Origin of the sequence: Mycobacteroides sp. CBMA 271, assembly GCF_009729205.1 — a bacterium.
Lineage (GTDB): Bacteria > Actinomycetota > Actinomycetes > Mycobacteriales > Mycobacteriaceae > Mycobacterium.
Window position 1 is genome coordinate 1 of sequence record NZ_VTHB01000011.1, and the last position, 15,402, is coordinate 15,402.

Genomic DNA, 15,402 nt, shown 5'->3' on the forward strand with positions numbered 1-15,402 from the left:
TCGAAGAGCTCATCACTCGCCAGCCCGGGTTCGCCAAGCACATGGTTCAGAGCGAGCCCAAAATCGCTTTCCTGGCGGGAAACCTGCCGCTGCTGCTCAAGGGCCTGGCCCGCCTCACCGGCGACGGTGCCTACGGCAACGCTTACATCTGCGACTTGAACATCAGCGGCTTCATGCCGGGTCTCAACGACGTGGTGCCGATCATCGTCAACGCCGCTACTCCCGGCAACGTCACGCAGCACACCCCACGATGCAGGAATATGGCCGATGGCTGATCAATCTAGGTGGCAGAAAATCAAGAACCGTCCGGTCGAGACATACAACAAGACCTGGCTGGGTTTCATCGCGATTGCGGTGATTGGGTCCTTGGTGGGCGGGATGCTGCTCGTCAAGGCCATCGGCTTCGGCTACACCACCTACACCGCCGAATTTGCGCAGGCAGCCTCGCTGCGCGCCGGTCAGCCCATCACTGTGGCCGGCATCCCGTTGGGCACTGTGACGAGCATGAAGCTGGTCGGCGATCACGTCGAGGCCAAGCTCTCGGTCAGCGACGACGTGAAGCTGGGCAAGGACACCAAGGCCTCGATCCGGGTCACCACCATCCTGGGCTCCCGATTCCTGGACCTGCGCCCCGAGGGCCCGGGCTCGTTGCCCAACAAGACGATTGACCTGGCGCACACGGAGGTCCCCTACGACCTGCAGGCCACCTTGAAGGACATCACCAACACCTTCGACCAGGTCAACTTCGACGACGTCGCCAAGTCGCTGAGCATTCTGGGCAAGCAGCTCGACGGACTGCCCGAAGTTGTTCCGCAGGCCATGCAGAACATTCAGACGTTGTCCTCGATCATCGCCGATCGCCGCGACCAACTCGGCACCCTGCTCAAGAGCACCGAGAAAGTCACCAACACACTGCATCGTCAGCAGCAGGGCGTCGGAACCCTGATCACCCAGGGCCAGAGCCTGATCGGCGAATTCGTGGTGCGCCGTGGCACCTTCCACGCCATGATGCAATCGCTGACCAACCTGGTCCAGCAGCTCAGCAAGATCATCATCAAGAACCGGCCGCAGCTCGACGACATGCTCAAGACGCTGCATCAGCTCACCGACATGCTCGGCCAACATGACGACCTGCTGCGCAATATCCTGCAGATCGCACCGGTGGCACTGCGCGGTGTCACCAATGCCACCGGCACCGGAAACGCCATCGAGTTCAACGCACCCAACGGTCTGGTCGTGGACTCCTGGATGTGCGCAATCAGCGGTCGCGCCAAGCAATTCGGCATGATCCAGTACTTCAAGGACTGCAAATGAGTAGCGGGAGGGGCCGGGCTGTCGCGGTCATCGCGGCGGTCGCATTGGCGGTCGCCGCCGCCGTCGGCGCGGGCGCGTACTTTGTGAAATCGAAGTTCGATCACATCACGTTGACCGCACAGTTCGATAATGCGTCCGGGCTCTACGAGTCCAATGTGGTTGCGGTGCTAGGCATGCCGGTCGGCACAATCACCAAGATCACCCCGAAGTCCGGGTACGTCGAGGTGCAGTTCACCGTCGACAAGGACGTGAAGGTTCCTCAGGACGTGCAGGCTGTCACTCTCTCGACGTCGATCCTGACCGACCGCCAGGTGGAGCTGTCTCCGCCGTATCGCGGTGGACCCACGCTCAAGGACGGCGACACCATCGGACTTGACCACACCAAGACACCCGTCGAGTTCGACCGGGTGCTGGGCATGCTGGACAAGCTCTCGGTGTCACTCAAGGGCGACGGCAACGGCCAGGGACCGGTGGGCGACATCATCAACGCGGCCGCGGGGGTCGCCAACGGTAACGGCGACAAGATCAAGTCCGGTCTGGACGAGCTGTCGAAAGCGCTGCGGCTCAGCTCGGAAGGTGGCGTGGCCACTCGCGAGCAGCTGACCACCATCATCAAGAACGTCAGCTCGCTGTTCGACGCTGCAGCGACCAACGACGGCAAGCTGCGCGAGTTTGCCGGCACCATTCATCAACTCAGCTCAATCATCGACGACGAGGCACTGGGCACCGGCAACACCGGACGCAAACTCAACGACCTGGTCAAGCAGACCGGCGATATCCTCGAGGCCAACCGCGACCACATCAAGGCATCGATACTCAACGGCAATACCGCACTGAAGACGGTCTCGGACAATCAACGTGAACTCTCCGAGACCCTCGACGTCGCGCCGCTGGCGGTGGAAAACCTGTACAACATCGTCGACCAGGACAATGGCTCGTTGCGCGCACGGTTCCTCACCGACAAGCTGCTGTTCGAGAGCCAGACCGGCAAGGAAATCTGCAACATGATGGGCCTGCGCCAGCTGGGTTGCAGCACTGGAACATTGGCAGATTACGGTCCCGACTTCGGACTGACGTACGTGCTCGACGGGCTTGCAGCGATGGGGCAAAAGTAATGGCGACACGCAAGCGACAGATCGCGAGGTTGACTTGCACGGCATCGGCGACCTTGGTGGCCGCCACGGTGCTGTCGGGATGCTCGACCAACGGTCTGGGCGACCTTCCGCTGCCGGCTCCCGGCGTCGGCTCGGGTGGCTACCACCTGACGGCGCTGTTCTCGAACATTCTGAACCTCCCCAACAACGCCAAGGTGAAGCTGGCCGGTGCGGACGTCGGCCAGGTTGACGACATGCGGGTGAGCAACTACACCGCCATCACCACGTTGCGCATTCTCGACGGTGTCCGGCTGCCCAAGGGCAGCACCGCCGAGCTGCGTTCCGCGACCCCGCTCGGAGACGTCTTCGTCTCGATCCGCCCGCCAGCGGGTGCGGGGTCGGACGCGCCGATCCTGCGGAACGGCGACACCATCGGCCTCGACTCGACGATGGCCGCCGCGACAGTGGAGTCGGTGCTCAGCTCAGCCGCGCTCGTCGCCAACGGCGGTGCGGTGCGCAACCTCACCAACGTCATCAATGGTTTCGGCAAGGCAACCGGCGATCAGGGCCAGGCGTTTGGCGACCTGATCAAGGACTCGAATCGTCTTCTCGGGACCTTGAATTCGCGGTCTACGCAGATCTCGGATGCGCTCACCCAGACCTCAAAGCTGGCCGATCAGCTCGACGCGAAGAACCAGACACTCACCGACATCGTCAAGGAGGCCGATCCGGCCACCGAGGCACTCGCCGCCAACACGGCACAGCTCTCCCAGTTGATTCTCCAGGTTGGCGCCACCACCAAGCAGCTGCAGAAATTCCCGTCGATCGCCGGTACCGACACCAGCGGGCACAGCATCATCAAGGACGCGAACACGGTGGCCAAGGCGTGGAACGATGTCGCACAGGACCCGACCATCGACATCAACAACCTCAACCGACAGATCACCACCCTCATCAAGTCCACGCCCAGCAATGCGATTTCGGTGCGCGTCAGCATCGACCGACTGGTGCTGGGATCGATACCGGATGCCGGGTTCAAGGGCGACGTCGGCTCGCATGGACCCAAGCGTTACAACTGGGCACAGCTGGTCGGCTCCTTCAAGTACACGCTCTGGCGCCTGCAGGAACGTGTCGTGGGTAAGGGTGTGTACGGCGACGACGTCCCGGTGCGGCCCAGCCCGACCGAACCCGGCGTCATCGAACGCGTTCCACCGGGCCCGCCAGTACCGGCTCCGTCGCCCCCAGGTGTTCCGGCACCGCCACCCGCCGGCCAGGCCGATCCTGCGTCAGCCCCCGCACCCGGTCCGGAGGGGATGGGCCAATGATCAATGCCATTGCCAACGGACTCGTCGGCAGCGTCCGAGCTGCGCATCGCAAGCGGATGTTGCTTTCCGGTATCGCGCTGGGAAGCGTGCTGCTGGTCGCCATCGGGTATCTCACGGTGGGCGCATTGCGGGTTAACCCGTTTGCGGGTTCCTACCAGGTCATGGTGCAGCTTCCGGAGTCGGGCGGTCTGCTGCCCAACCAGGATGTGGCACTGCGCGGCGTAAAGATCGGCACGGTGCAGTCGCTGGAAATCACCCAGCAGGGCGTCAACGCGATCGCCGAGATCCAGGGGAAGTACAAGATCCCCACTTCAGCGAAGGTACGCGTCACCGGTCTCTCACCAGCCGGCGAGCAGTACATCAACTTCGAGGGCGTCTCGGATAAGGGACCGTTCCTGCAGAACGGCAGTGTCATTTCCGAGGGCGCCCAGGTGCCCGTCACACTGGCCAAACTGCTTGCGGACGCGGACGGCCTCCTCGCCCAGGTGGACACCAAGAAGCTTGAGCTCATCAAGAAAGAACTGAGCCTGAGCAAGGAGGGCCCACGCAAGCTCACCGAGATTATCGACGGCGGTACCTTCCTGCTTAACACCCTCGATTCGGTACTGCCGGAGACCACCAGCCTTCTGCGGGACAGCCGCGTGGTGCTGACCCTCGCCGCGGACAAGAACTCAGGCATCGCGGCCACTGCGAACGAGCTGGGTCGCACCCTGCGCGGCATCGACAAGATGCAGAACGGCTACCGCACGCTCGTCGATCAGACCCCGAAGACACTGGGCGCGGTGGACAACCTGTTCGCTGACAACTCGGACACCATGGTTACCCTGCTAGGAAATCTTGCTACCGCATCAAGACTGCTCTACCTGCGCGTTCCTGCACTCAGCGCGCTGTTCCCCAACTACCGCGGATCGGTATTCGATGCATTGATGAGCATCATGCACGACGGCGGTATCTGGGCCACCGCCGATCTGTATCCGCGCTACGTATGCGACTACCCGACGCCGAGGATGCCGCTGTCGGCCGCCGACTACCCCGAGCCATTCCTGTACTCGAACTACTGCGCGGACCAAGATCCGGCGGTCCTGATTCGCGGCGCCAAGAACGCGCCACGACCAGCCGGGGACGACACAGCCGGACCACCTGCCGGAGCCGATATGGGCAAGAAGTCCGACCCAACGCCAAAGGGGCGTTTCCAGGTACCAACCCCATATGGTGGACCCACACTGCCGATCGAGCCCCCGCGTTGAGGCCTGACCTGCGATTCAGATTCAAGGAGCTACTACCGTGGTCGCTATGACCAAAGAAGACGTCGATTCCAAGAACGACGCCGATGCGGAGACCGCCGATGAAACGACGGCCGTAGACGCTGCTGACGAGACCGACGAGACAGCCACCGACGAGTCGGAGGCCAGCGAGGTCAAGTCCACAGCCGAGGAGGCCCCCGGCCTTGACGACTCAGAGGACGCCTCCGAGCGGCCGACCTGGGTGCGCTATGCGGTCGCCGGTGCCATCGCAGCCGTTCTGGTGGGTGCTCTGGTCGTGTCGGGCATCTTCGGCTGGAAGGTCTGGCGAGTACACCAGGTCGACGTAGCCGGCGAGCAGGCCCAGGCCGTCGCCGTCCCGTATACCGAGATCCTGACCAGCATCGACACCAACAGCATGGACGACAACTTCCGGCAGATCCTCAATGGATCTACCGGCGAGCTCAAACAGGAGTTCACCAAGGCCAGCGTGCAGCTGCGTCAACTATTGGTCGATAACAAGGCCGCCGCGCACGGCAAGGTCGTGAACTCGGCGATCGTGTCCAAGACTCCGAATAAGGTCGTGCTGCTGCTGATGGTGGATCAGAGCATTACCAATACCCAGCTGCCCGATCCACGGATCGACCGCAGCCGGATGAGAATCACCATGGAAAAGATCGATGGCCGCTGGCTAGCGAGCAAGCTGGAGTACCTGTAAACCGCCCTGAAAGGTAAGCATGCGGATTTCTAAGCTCTTCGCCGAGCGAGCAGCCCGAGGGGTTGCCGGGGCGGTCGTCGCTGCGGTGGCGACCAGCATCGCGGTCAGCAGTGCACCGCTGGCTTCGGCGTCGGCGCAGTCGTTCTGCGGCGAGCTCGGCGGTAATTTCGACGGGCTCTACTGCCGCACCGTGGTGTCCTCGCCGCGCAAGGCCGATCGCGATATCAAGGTCGCCATTCCCGAGTTTGTGGACAGCAACCCTGAGGTCCGCGAGTACCTGCGCAATCTGTACAACAACTGGAAAGCCAAGGGCGCTGACATGATTCAGGACAGCTATGGCGAAGAGAACTTCCAGGTGTTCAACCATGGCAGCACCACGTCGATCGTGTTCCATGAGGACTATCACGCCAACGGCCCGCAGGTGAACAACGCGTACCGGACCTTCAACTACGACGGTGGTAGGCGGCTGATGCTCAAGGACATTCTCAAGGGCGGCGACCTGAACGCCATCCCGCCAATTGCCGAACCGTTCATCATCGAGGCGCTGGACAGGTCGGCGCCGGGGCACACTCCGCAGACCTATCCGTTCACTCCCGACCGATGGACACCGGACAAGGTGTATTCCGGCGCGTACAAGGCGTGGGCGCTGACACCGGACGAGCTGATCATCTACATGCCGGATTACCCTGTGGCGCATGACTACCCGATCGATTACTCCCCCGGCCAGCGGGTGTACTCGATGGACGGCGGCACCGCCGAGGCGCATATCCCGATCGGCGCGATCGCGCCGATCCTGAAGCCGGGTTACGGCGGCTAGGGGCACCCTTTACGTCGAAACTGAAACCTCGCAGCGAAAGGCCGAGTGGTCGCCTACGTGGTTTCAGCCTCGACGAGTCACTAGATGCGTTCTAGCACGGCGCTGGCGCCATGACCGCCGGCCGCGCAAATACCCAGCAGCGCAATGCTCTTGCCGGTAATCGCCAGCTCGTTGGCCATGGTGGTGACCATCCGGGCGCCGGTGGCGCCGAACGGGTGCCCGATCGACACCGAGCCGCCGTGCACGTTGACTTTGTCGATGTCGGGTGTGCCCACGGCCTCGGAGCGACCGAGCCGGTCGGCGGCCCACTTTTTGGAGCCGAGGGCCTCCAGCACCGAAAGAGTCTGCGCGGCAAAGGCTTCATGGATATCGACGTAGTCGACGTCAGCGAGGCTCAACCCCGCCTTCTCCAGCGCACGGGGCATCGAGATCGCCGGACCGATCAGCACCTCATCGGCCGGATCCACGCTGACATAGCTCCATGACTTGAAGGCCGCCAACGGTTCGAGCCCCAGCGCGCGCGCCTTCTCCTCGCTCATGAGCAGCACCGCAGCAGCGCCGTCAGTAAGCGGGCTGGCGTTACCGGCAGTCACCGTGCCGTCGCGGTTGAAGACGGGCTTCAGGGTGGCCAACTTCTCCACGCTGGTGTTCTCACGGACCAAGCCGTCGCGGGTAACTGTCTTATGGTCGGGAGTGCCGACGGCCACCACCTCGCGATCGAAGCGTCCCGACTTGATGGCGGCGGCGGCGCGATGGTGCGAGCGGACGGCGAACTCGTCCTGCGCCGCGCGGGTGATGCCGTGGATCTTGGCCATCTTGTCGGCCGACTCCCCCATCACCTCGCCGGTGGTGCGCTCCTCGATCTTGGGACGCCGCGGGAGCAGCCCAGTGAACGGCGCCAAGCTGAGCGCGGCGTCAAGGTAGTCCTTTGGCTTGGGCTTTCCCAGCGCCAGCGGAGCGGCAGCGTGAATCAGCTTCTGCGGCAGGTTGACTCCGGCGTTCGAGGTGGAGTCCGAGCCGCCGGCGATCATGACGTCGTACTCGCCGCGTTCGATGGCGGCGGCTGCCGTGGTGATGGCCTGCAGCCCGGAGGCGCAGGCGCGGGTGACGGTGTGTCCCTCTACGCCGTGGCCGAGTTTCAGATCCAGCGCGATCTCACGGGCGACGTTCGGTGCGCCGGCCGGCAGGATCACCCCGCCCCAGACAATGGCCTCGATCTCGCTGGAGGAGATCTTGGTGTTGTCGAGTAGGCCGCGCACTGCCTCGTCGGCCAGCCCGATGGTGTCGATGCGGGTGAAGTCGCCGAAGGCACGAACGAACGGGGTGCGTGCGCCCGCAACAATGACGGCGCGACGCTTGGCAGGAGCGGTCATGGCGGCGAGCCTACTCGCGAGTCAGTTGCCTGTTTACGCGGGTTCCGCTTTCGTAAATCGACGCGGCGACACCTCAGTGAGCGCCGCACCGGCGCCCAGCTCCAGCGCCGCAAAGAACCCCGTGGGCCAAGGCCGTACCCGCCGCTCGAAGCCTCCGGACAGGAGCCGCGTCAACCCCATGCCGTAGCTGGCGTACCGAACCGCGGCGCGTAGACCCGCGGACCGCGGATCGTCGCCACCGGCCCGCGCCAGGGCCACCGCGAAGGCCAACGGGATTCCTCCATACACCGCACGGATCTCGGTGCGGGACTCACTGGTTGGTGCGCCACCACCGAACATCTGTGGCACCAGTGCGGGTTTCACGAGGGCGAAGATGCCGATTCCCGCATACAGCCCGGCCGCCGCTTTGCGCAGTGTCGCGTTGTGACTCATGACGACGATGCTGCCAGCGCGACGCGATGCTGACACTGCCAATCGGTGCCAGATCCCGACGAATGCATGCCAAACGTCATGCCGCCGTCAGATCCTTGGCCAGCTTGGTGGCACCCATGCTCATAAAGCCGCCCGTAAGCGCAACTAACGGAACCGATGCCCGCTGCGGCAGGTCGCGCTTCATGAGGTGTGCCGCACCGTGCAAGGTGTCAGTGATGTCGACCATCAGCGCGAGCCGCTGCCACCGAAATCGCTCGGACTCCGCCGAAGTGAGGTATCCGAGGCCCAGAGCGATCGCCCGGACACCGAAGATCCGGGTCATGTACGCCAGCGCGGGTGTTGGCTCGACGCCAAGAATCTTCGCGAGGGTGTTGGGTGCCGCGAGCGCCGCAACGCCGGAGACAATGCGTCCGACGGCAAGTGCGCGCAGTGCTGTTGCGATAGCCATGTCCGCGATGCTGCCAGCACACAACGCCCAGAACACCGCCGTTGCGTGCCAAACCTCGCCAGATGCCCGCCAATCCCTCGAGGCCGTCACGAGCCAGGCGTAGCCGTCAGCAACTATCGGTAGTAGCGTTCCCTGCGTGAATGACGCCACGGGGAACTTGATGGATGCACCGAAGTGAAGGCGCCAACGCTCCGCGAAGTCCTCGTCACGGCAACAGCGCTCGCTATCGGAGTGGCCGGAACCTTGGCTTCGATCTCCGCGTGCAGTCCCCAGCCATCGACAGAAGCCGAACTCACCCGTATCTATCAGGAGGCCGCACAAGCGGTCGCCGACAAGAATGTGAATGTCTATAACGCACTGGCATGCGAGGACCAGCGCTGGACGAGTATCAACACCGTCTATGACCGCGACAATGAGCGCCCCGACTCATTGAATCCGCTGTCATTGAAAGACTTTTCCGTGCACACCGACGTTGCGTTGGCGCGGGTTGATCGTGGCCCAGAGAAGGCGTACGACCTATACAAGGCCGATCAGATCGCGTTCCGCAAGGAGAACGGCGGCTGGAAGTACTGCGGCGGCATTACCGCGGTCGGGATCACGGCCGGCCAACGCGCTATCGCGCCGGCGCGCTAGAACCGTCACAACCCGCTACGCACCCGCACCAGGGCTAGCCGAACCGTCCGCCGTATAGGACTTGGCACCGGTTCCAGCCAGCTGGCCGCCCTCGACGATCAGGTACTCGTCACGGATCGGTCGTCGGTCCAGGAAGTCCTCCAGAATCTCCCGGGTGCCGGCCGCATACCGCGCTTGTGCCGACAACGTGGTGCCAGACACATGCGGGGTCATCGCCTCATGTGGCATCGAACGCCAAGGGTGGCCGGGCGCCGGCGGTTGCGGGTACCAGACGTCACCGGCGTAACCGGCGAGCTGGCCGCTGCGCAGAGCATCGACCACCGCGTCACGGACCGTGATCTCGGCACGGGCGGTGTTCACGATGTATGAACCGCGGCGCATCGAGTTGATCAGATTCGCGTCGAAGAGATGGTAGGTCTGCGGGTGTAGCGGGGCGTGAATGTCTACTATGTCGACCGCGCTGACCAGCGAATGCACATCCGGGTGATAGGTGAGGCCCAGCTCCTGCTCCACCTCAACGGGCAGCCGACGGGTGTCAAAGTAGTGCAGCCGCACATCGAAAGGCTTGAGGCGGCGCATCACGGCCTGGCCGATGCGCCCGGCGGCGATGACGCCGACGTCGAATCCCTCAAGGTCATAAGCCCTCTCGACACTGTCGGCGATATTCCAGCCTCCGTCGACCACCCACTGATGGGACGGCAGATAATTGCGCACCAGCGCGAGGATCTGCATCACAGCATGCTCGGCGACGCTAATGCTGTTGCAATAGGTGACCTCGGCGACGGTGATACCCGCCTTGATGGCCGCGTCCAGGTCGACGTGGTCGGAGCCGATACCTGCCGTCAATGCCAGTTTGAGCTTGGGCGCCTTGGCAATCCGTTCCGCACTGAGGTAGGCGGGCCAGAAAGGCTGTGAGATCACAACATCGGCGTCGGGCAGCTCCTTCTCGAAAACCGAGTCGGGGCCATCTTTATCCGACGTGACCACCAGCTCATGCCCCTGCGTCTCAAGGAAACGGCGTAAGCCAAGTTCCCCGGAAACACACCCCAGCAACTCGCCCGGGGTGAAGTCGATCGCCGTCGGTGTGGGCAGGGTCTGCCCATCGGGGTAACCACCGACAGCCGGGATCGAATCCCGCGCATACACAGGCGGGTAGCCCGTCACCGGGTCCGGATACAGCACACACAAGATCTTCGCCATGACCACTCCTCGTTCGGCGGTCGTGCGGGCCGCCAGTCCTGTTGATGCAGATGACTTTTCAGCCATCCGACGCGCCATCTATCGACGCGCTCTCAGTGTCGAACGCGGCGTAGCGAGGTGTCCAAGACGAAGTTCCGACCGGCCGATAAGCGGCCCCGATCAGGCCTGGTCGAGCGGCACCGTTGCCGCCAACGCGCGTGCCAGCAGCGATGCAGGCTCACCGGCACTGCGCACCAAGGCCACTGGCGACCCAAGTGTCGGGGCCTGCAGCTCCACGATCCGGGTGCCGGCCGGTGGAGGGACGGTGGCGAACCAGGTCCGCGCAACAATCGTCGCCCAGCGTCCCGTGCCGACAAGTGCCAGCAGGGTCGCGACGGAGTCAGCCTCCAGGCGCGGCGACACCGTCAGCCCGCGCTCGACGGCCGCCTCGTCGATCCGATCACGGTCACGCATTCCCTTGTGTAGCAAGCACATCGGCAGACCCATTGCCTCGGACCAGTCGACTGGATCGGCGGTATCGCGCAGCAGCCCTTCGCCCGCCACCAGCACGTAGCGCTCCTCGTAGAGGCGGGTTACGTCGAGCCCTTCGGTCCGCAGCCCGTCGTCGTAGACGACACCGGCATCCAATTCGAACCGCCGGATGCGGTCCAGGATCTCCGCGGACCGCAGGCTGGATTCGATCCGCACCCGTACCAACGGGTGCTCGGCGCAGAACCTGTCGGCGATAAGCGCGATCCGGGTGGCCGCACCGGGAACAACTCCCAGCCGCAGCTCGCCGGTGAGTCCGCTGCGCAGCGCCGTCACCTCATGCTCCAGCGCGTCACGGTCGGCGAGAATCCTTCTGGCCCGGAGGACCAGACGTTCGCCTTCCGGCGTCAGGCCCTCAAAGTTCGACCCGCGCAGCACCAGGGGGACGCCCAACTCGTGTTCGAGCTTGCGAATGGCCTCCGACAGCGCGGGCTGGGAGACGTAGCAAGCCGATGCGGCCCGGGCAAAGTGTCGTTCCCGCGCCAGCGCCACGAAATATTCGAGCTGACGGAACTGCATGGCTCGTTCTACCACGAGCGATCGGGAGCGCCTATCGGTTCAGCGGCGATGTGTCTTGGACAGGCGTGGCCGGTGGCTCACACACTGGAGCGAATCATCGCCCGACGATCGGAGAATGGCCGTGGGCCGTCAGGACCACCGCCATGCCTTCCGGGTGGCGGGCGGCCTCGCAATACCCGGGGCGATGCTGCTGGCCGTCGGACGGCCCGATCTGCTGGTGTACATCGTCTTTGGTTCCTTCGCCGGGGTCTACGGTCGCCTCGAACCGGGCCGTCGACGCACCCGGCACCAGCTTCAGGCAGGCCTCCTGCTCTCAGCTGGGGTTGCCCTCGGTGTAGTGCTATCGACGCTGCACGCGAGCACCTGGATGCTGGTGACGGTCGAGGTCGCGTTCGCGGCTACGGGGTCGGTCGTGGCGGACATGTTGCGCCTGCGGCCTGCCGGGCCGTTCTTCTTCCTCTTCGCGACCGGGGCCACCGCCACCGTCCCGTCCGGGCTGGTATCCCCGCTGAGCGCCATCGGACTGTGCGTAGGTACCGCGCTGCTGTCGGTATTGATTGGCCTAACCTGGTCATCCGGTAGCAACCAAGCGCCACACAAGCATCCGCTGCGCCTCACCCCCGATGTGTGGGTGCATGCGCTGCGGTACGCATTGGCCGTCTCGGTGGCCGGCGGTGCGGATCTGCTGCTGGGCTTCGATCACGCCAACTGGGCGATGGCCGCCGCAGCCGTGCCGCTGGCCGCCATCGACAGTGATAGGCCGTCGGATCGCGACATCGCGCTGGTGTTGGTGCGCGCTGGGCACCGGACCGCCGGAACCTTGGCGGGTCTCATGCTCACCGGCGCGCTTCTGGCGCTGGGGCTTCCGCCGATCTTGAGCGGCGCATTGGTGATCGCGCTGCTATTTCCCACCGAACTGTTCATGACACGCCACTATGCGCTGGCGGTCGGCTTCTTTACTCCACTCGTCATGTTGATGACCGAATTGGCAGATCCCACAGACCCGTTCAGATTGATGCTGCATCGGGGCATAGACACGGTCATTGGCGTCGGGGCCGGGGTGGCCGCCGCCGTGCTGATCGGCAGGCGGAAATCTAGAGAATCTCGTCGACGATCTCGGTTGGGCGCGCCATGCGAGTGCCCTTCGCGGTGACGACAAACGGACGCTGAACCAACTTCGGATGGGCGATCATGGCGTCGAGCAAATCGTCGTCCGACGCGTCGGCGAGGCTCAGCTCCTTGTATTCGGCCTCACCGGTGCGCACCGCCTCCCGCACGGTCAAACCCGCATCCCGAATCAGCGTCTTCAGCTGGGTCTTGGTGAGCGCGTCATCGAGGTATTTCACGACGGTGATAGTTGCTCCCGCCTCCTCGAGCCGCGTCAGCGCCTGGCGGGATTTCGTGCACCGGGGGTTGTGGTAAATGGTTGCGTCCACGGCTTCAACCTACAGGTAAGTGCCCACCGGCAGTTCAGGCTTGAACCGGCCACCTGACACCGTGACCCGCAGTGCTTCGGTGCTGACGGTGCCATCATTGGCGAGCACCGTGCGTCGAACTATCTCGCGAACGTCGGCACCAGTGGAGTTCTGGGGCAGGTCGTTGCAGACTCGCGCGGCGTCGATGCTGCCCCCGCCGGGAATGTCGGCGAGGTAGGTGTCCATGATCTCGGCCAGCACGACACGAGTCGGGTAGCCGATCTCGATGATGGAATCGAAACGCGCGGAACGGATTGCGGCACCATCGAGAGTTGTCACCTCGTTGGTCGATGCGATGGTGAGAATGGGCGAGTCGACGTGCGCATCCATGGCAGACAAGAATTCGGCGAGAGTGGTCCGCTGCCCGCTGGAGCTGCGACGGTTCTCGAGGTACAGGTCAAGATCTTCCAAGATCACCACGGCTGGCCCAAATCTGTTGGCTTCCTTGTACACATCGGAGAGCACCCGCGCGCCCGCGTGAGAGTCCACGAACATCACCGTGAACTCGCCGACGAGCTCGCGCGCCACGACCTTGGATATGGCGCTCTTGCCCACACCGGGCGGGCCGACGAGCAGAATCCCTCGACGCACCCCCAGGCCCAGCCTCTTCATGGTGTCTCGCTGACTGGTGACCGATGCGATACCAATATCGATCTCGTCCCATATCTCCTGCGAAACAATGACATTCGATCGGTCATCCTTGGGTGATTCGCGCAGCTCGACAGTCATGCCGTTCACGCAGGACACGTTGAGCACGCGGCCACGGAACAGATTCCGCTCACCGCGCGCCCGGTCGCTGATCGCACGAAGCGTCGAGTTCGCATAAGCGCGATCCTCGGGGCGCACAAAGACCATCAGCTCGGAAGAACCCCCGCAGGTGGTGCGGTCGACGATCCGAACCGCGATGGGAGATGGGCAGAACCGGCCCGGCGCGAAGAACAACGTCATATCCGCCGGAGGTGACAGCGTTTCGTCGCCAACATCGACGGATCCCCAGCGAGGCGGGTCGTCCCACTGATCGGGTCCGAGGATTGGCCCGTACTCAGCGATCAGATCCCCCAGCACGAGACCCACCGTGGTGTGTTCGACGGCAGAAAGATTGCGAGTTTCTTTGACCAGCTCCACTGCAGGAGTGCCGAAATGCTTAGCGAGAAACGCGTCCGCCGTGTTCTGCGGACTGGCTGCGCCCACGAGAATCTGGCCGAGGAGCTCCAGAGCGCGACGCACGTCGCTCTGCTCCCCGGCGAGCACTTCTCGTAGCTCGACAGCCGGTGAAAACATAACGGGACAGAATGCACAGGGGCGCTCTCGGTGCGCAAGGGAATTAATACGCAGCACGCATGACTTCAGAAATCTCTTTTGTCACTTGCGTTTCAAGGCTCGGTTACTTGTCGGTGGGCGCGGTTACGATTCGCACATGCGTTCGATTGAAGTGTTGGAGGCGGCCGTCGATGCCTTCTGCGCTGAGTCGATCGAGGGGCTCACTGCCGCTGAGGCGTTGACGGTTCTGGCCCGGTTGGAGGTGGTGCAGCGACGTCTGTCGGCCAGCGGGCTGGGGTTAATCCCGAAGGTGACAACGCAAGCTTCCCCGGTCGAGTTGGGTGGGACCTCGTTCCAGGATGTGTTGTCACGGCGGCTGCATATAAGTAAGGGCGCCGCGCGGCGAAGGATCTCCGATGCCGAGCAGTTGGCCCCACGCCGCGCGTTGACCGGAGAAGCGTTGGCACCACAACTACCGAACGTGGCGGACGCATTCGGGCGCGGCGAGGTCGGCGAGGAGCATGTGCGGATCATTCGGCAGTTCTTTGACCGACTGCCCGCGGTAGTGGATGCGCCGACCCGTGCACGCGCTGAACACCAACTCGCCACGATGGCGGCCCAGTTTCGGCCCGAGCAGTTGCGTACCGGCGCCGAACGCATGATGGCGCTACTGAACCCCGACGGCGAATTCTCCGATATCGACCGGGCCCGGCGCCGCGGGTTGACGATCGGGCAGCAGGGTTTCGACGGTATGTCACCGATCTCGGGTTTGTTGGATCCGGAAACCCGCGCCTATCTGGATGCCGTGTTCGCCAAGCTCGCCGCACCCGGCATGTGCAACCCGAACGACCAAACACCCACCGTGGACGGGGAACCCACACCCGAGGCCGCAGAACGCGACACCCGCACCGGCGCGCAACGCAACCACGACGCCCTGCGCGCCACCCTGCGATCAAACATCACCTCGGGCGAGTTGGGTTCCCATCACGGACTCCCCGTGGCCGTCGTCGTAACAACGACCCTTA

Annotated in this window: 15 protein-coding genes and 2 pseudogenes; 10 read left to right on the forward strand and 7 right to left on the reverse strand. The window is 63.8% G+C overall.

Going from position 1 to position 15,402, the window contains the following annotated elements:
- The 7 genes and pseudogenes from FZI91_RS23430 to FZI91_RS23460 all read left to right on the forward strand — a co-directional run.
- Positions 1 to 275, forward strand: a pseudogene (locus FZI91_RS23430) (mammalian cell entry protein); the annotation flags it as partial.
- The gene (locus tag FZI91_RS23435) at positions 268 to 1,314 is read left to right on the forward strand and encodes an MCE family protein (RefSeq protein WP_155941517.1); all 1,047 of its coding nucleotides are present in this window, start codon (positions 268 to 270) and stop codon (positions 1,312 to 1,314) included. The pseudogene FZI91_RS23430 and the gene FZI91_RS23435, both read left to right, overlap by 8 nt.
- The gene (locus FZI91_RS23440) at positions 1,311 to 2,429 is read left to right on the forward strand and encodes an MCE family protein (RefSeq protein ID WP_155941518.1); all 1,119 of its coding nucleotides are present in this window, start codon (positions 1,311 to 1,313) and stop codon (positions 2,427 to 2,429) included. Before FZI91_RS23435 ends, FZI91_RS23440 begins: the two co-directional genes overlap by 4 nt.
- Positions 2,429 to 3,733, forward strand: coding sequence for an MlaD family protein (locus FZI91_RS23445; protein WP_155941519.1), 1,305 nt, complete (start codon positions 2,429 to 2,431; stop codon positions 3,731 to 3,733). Before FZI91_RS23440 ends, FZI91_RS23445 begins: the two co-directional genes overlap by 1 nt.
- Positions 3,730 to 4,980, forward strand: a complete 1,251-nt coding sequence (locus FZI91_RS23450) for an MlaD family protein (RefSeq protein WP_155941520.1) — start codon at positions 3,730 to 3,732, stop codon at positions 4,978 to 4,980. The genes FZI91_RS23445 and FZI91_RS23450 overlap by 4 nt, the downstream gene beginning before the upstream one ends.
- A gap of 46 nt (positions 4,981 to 5,026) precedes the next feature.
- Positions 5,027 to 5,692 (forward strand): DUF3329 domain-containing protein, encoded by a 666-nt coding sequence (locus FZI91_RS23455; protein ID WP_155941521.1) that lies wholly within the window; start codon positions 5,027 to 5,029, stop codon positions 5,690 to 5,692.
- Between the two features lie 19 nt (positions 5,693 to 5,711).
- A complete protein-coding gene (locus FZI91_RS23460) occupies positions 5,712 to 6,509 on the forward strand; it encodes an RsiV family protein (protein WP_155941522.1) in 798 nt (265 codons plus the stop codon).
- A gap of 80 nt (positions 6,510 to 6,589) precedes the next feature.
- Here the strand turns inward: FZI91_RS23460 and FZI91_RS23465 are convergent, their stop codons facing one another.
- The 3 genes and pseudogenes from FZI91_RS23465 to FZI91_RS23475 form a co-directional block, all read right to left on the reverse strand.
- Positions 6,590 to 7,882, reverse strand: a complete 1,293-nt coding sequence (locus FZI91_RS23465) for an acetyl-CoA C-acyltransferase (protein ID WP_155941523.1) — start codon at positions 7,880 to 7,882, stop codon at positions 6,590 to 6,592.
- Positions 7,883 to 7,892: 10 nt separating this feature from the next.
- Positions 7,893 to 8,314 (reverse strand): annotated as a pseudogene (locus tag FZI91_RS23470) (DUF4345 family protein).
- 76 nt (positions 8,315 to 8,390) lie between these two features.
- Positions 8,391 to 8,762: a hypothetical protein gene (locus FZI91_RS23475; protein ID WP_155941524.1), complete on the reverse strand. Its 372-nt coding sequence runs from the start codon at positions 8,760 to 8,762 to the stop codon at positions 8,391 to 8,393.
- A 174-nt stretch (positions 8,763 to 8,936) separates the two neighbouring features.
- Between FZI91_RS23475 and FZI91_RS23480 the strand changes: the two genes are divergently transcribed.
- On the forward strand, positions 8,937 to 9,395 hold the full coding sequence (locus FZI91_RS23480; RefSeq protein WP_155941525.1) for a hypothetical protein: 459 nt from the start codon (positions 8,937 to 8,939) through the stop codon (positions 9,393 to 9,395).
- Positions 9,396 to 9,410: 15 nt separating this feature from the next.
- Here FZI91_RS23480 and FZI91_RS23485 read toward each other — a convergent pair whose 3' ends face one another.
- Positions 9,411 to 10,595: an NAD-dependent formate dehydrogenase gene (locus FZI91_RS23485; RefSeq protein ID WP_155941526.1), complete on the reverse strand. Its 1,185-nt coding sequence runs from the start codon at positions 10,593 to 10,595 to the stop codon at positions 9,411 to 9,413.
- Positions 10,596 to 10,754: 159 nt separating this feature from the next.
- The gene (locus FZI91_RS23490; protein WP_155941527.1) at positions 10,755 to 11,642 is read right to left on the reverse strand and encodes a LysR family transcriptional regulator; all 888 of its coding nucleotides are present in this window, start codon (positions 11,640 to 11,642) and stop codon (positions 10,755 to 10,757) included.
- Between the two features lie 115 nt (positions 11,643 to 11,757).
- Here FZI91_RS23490 and FZI91_RS23495 point away from each other — a divergent pair, with 115 nt between their 5' ends.
- Positions 11,758 to 12,795 carry an FUSC family protein gene (locus FZI91_RS23495; protein WP_155941528.1) on the forward strand — a complete coding sequence of 346 codons (1,038 nt, stop codon included), beginning with the start codon at positions 11,758 to 11,760 and terminating at the stop codon, positions 12,793 to 12,795.
- On the opposite strand, the gene arsC is transcribed toward FZI91_RS23495, so the two are convergent.
- The gene (gene arsC / locus FZI91_RS23500; RefSeq protein ID WP_162526015.1) at positions 12,737 to 13,078 is read right to left on the reverse strand and encodes an arsenate reductase (glutaredoxin); all 342 of its coding nucleotides are present in this window, start codon (positions 13,076 to 13,078) and stop codon (positions 12,737 to 12,739) included. The two genes, FZI91_RS23495 and arsC, sit on opposite strands and share 59 nt — an antisense overlap.
- Before the next feature lie 9 nt (positions 13,079 to 13,087).
- Positions 13,088 to 14,398 carry an ATP-binding protein gene (locus tag FZI91_RS23505; RefSeq protein ID WP_155941529.1) on the reverse strand — a complete coding sequence of 437 codons (1,311 nt, stop codon included), beginning with the start codon at positions 14,396 to 14,398 and terminating at the stop codon, positions 13,088 to 13,090.
- 136 nt (positions 14,399 to 14,534) lie between these two features.
- Here FZI91_RS23505 and FZI91_RS23510 point away from each other — a divergent pair.
- On the forward strand, positions 14,535 to 15,402 hold an 868-nt coding region (locus FZI91_RS23510; protein ID WP_155941530.1), incomplete at its 3' end, for a 13E12 repeat family protein.

What these genes read in the sequence shown, in the direction of transcription:
- FZI91_RS23435 (WP_155941517.1), top strand. Translation starts at nt 268, where the DNA reads ATGGCTGATCAATCTAGGTGGCAGAAAATCAAGAACCGTCCGGTCGAG.
- FZI91_RS23440 (WP_155941518.1), top strand. Translation starts at nt 1,311, where the DNA reads ATGAGTAGCGGGAGGGGCCGGGCTGTCGCGGTCATCGCGGCGGTCGCA.
- FZI91_RS23445 (WP_155941519.1), top strand. Translation starts at nt 2,429, where the DNA reads ATGGCGACACGCAAGCGACAGATCGCGAGGTTGACTTGCACGGCATCG.
- FZI91_RS23450 (WP_155941520.1), top strand. Translation starts at nt 3,730, where the DNA reads ATGATCAATGCCATTGCCAACGGACTCGTCGGCAGCGTCCGAGCTGCG.
- FZI91_RS23455 (WP_155941521.1), top strand. Translation starts at nt 5,027, where the DNA reads ATGACCAAAGAAGACGTCGATTCCAAGAACGACGCCGATGCGGAGACC.
- FZI91_RS23460 (WP_155941522.1), top strand. Translation starts at nt 5,712, where the DNA reads ATGCGGATTTCTAAGCTCTTCGCCGAGCGAGCAGCCCGAGGGGTTGCC.
- FZI91_RS23465 (WP_155941523.1), bottom strand. Translation starts at nt 7,882, where the DNA reads ATGACCGCTCCTGCCAAGCGTCGCGCCGTCATTGTTGCGGGCGCACGC.
- FZI91_RS23475 (WP_155941524.1), bottom strand. Translation starts at nt 8,762, where the DNA reads ATGGCTATCGCAACAGCACTGCGCGCACTTGCCGTCGGACGCATTGTC.
- FZI91_RS23485 (WP_155941526.1), bottom strand. Translation starts at nt 10,595, where the DNA reads ATGGCGAAGATCTTGTGTGTGCTGTATCCGGACCCGGTGACGGGCTAC.
- FZI91_RS23490 (WP_155941527.1), bottom strand. Translation starts at nt 11,642, where the DNA reads ATGCAGTTCCGTCAGCTCGAATATTTCGTGGCGCTGGCGCGGGAACGA.
- FZI91_RS23495 (WP_155941528.1), top strand. Translation starts at nt 11,758, where the DNA reads ATGGCCGTGGGCCGTCAGGACCACCGCCATGCCTTCCGGGTGGCGGGC.
- FZI91_RS23505 (WP_155941529.1), bottom strand. Translation starts at nt 14,398, where the DNA reads ATGTTTTCACCGGCTGTCGAGCTACGAGAAGTGCTCGCCGGGGAGCAG.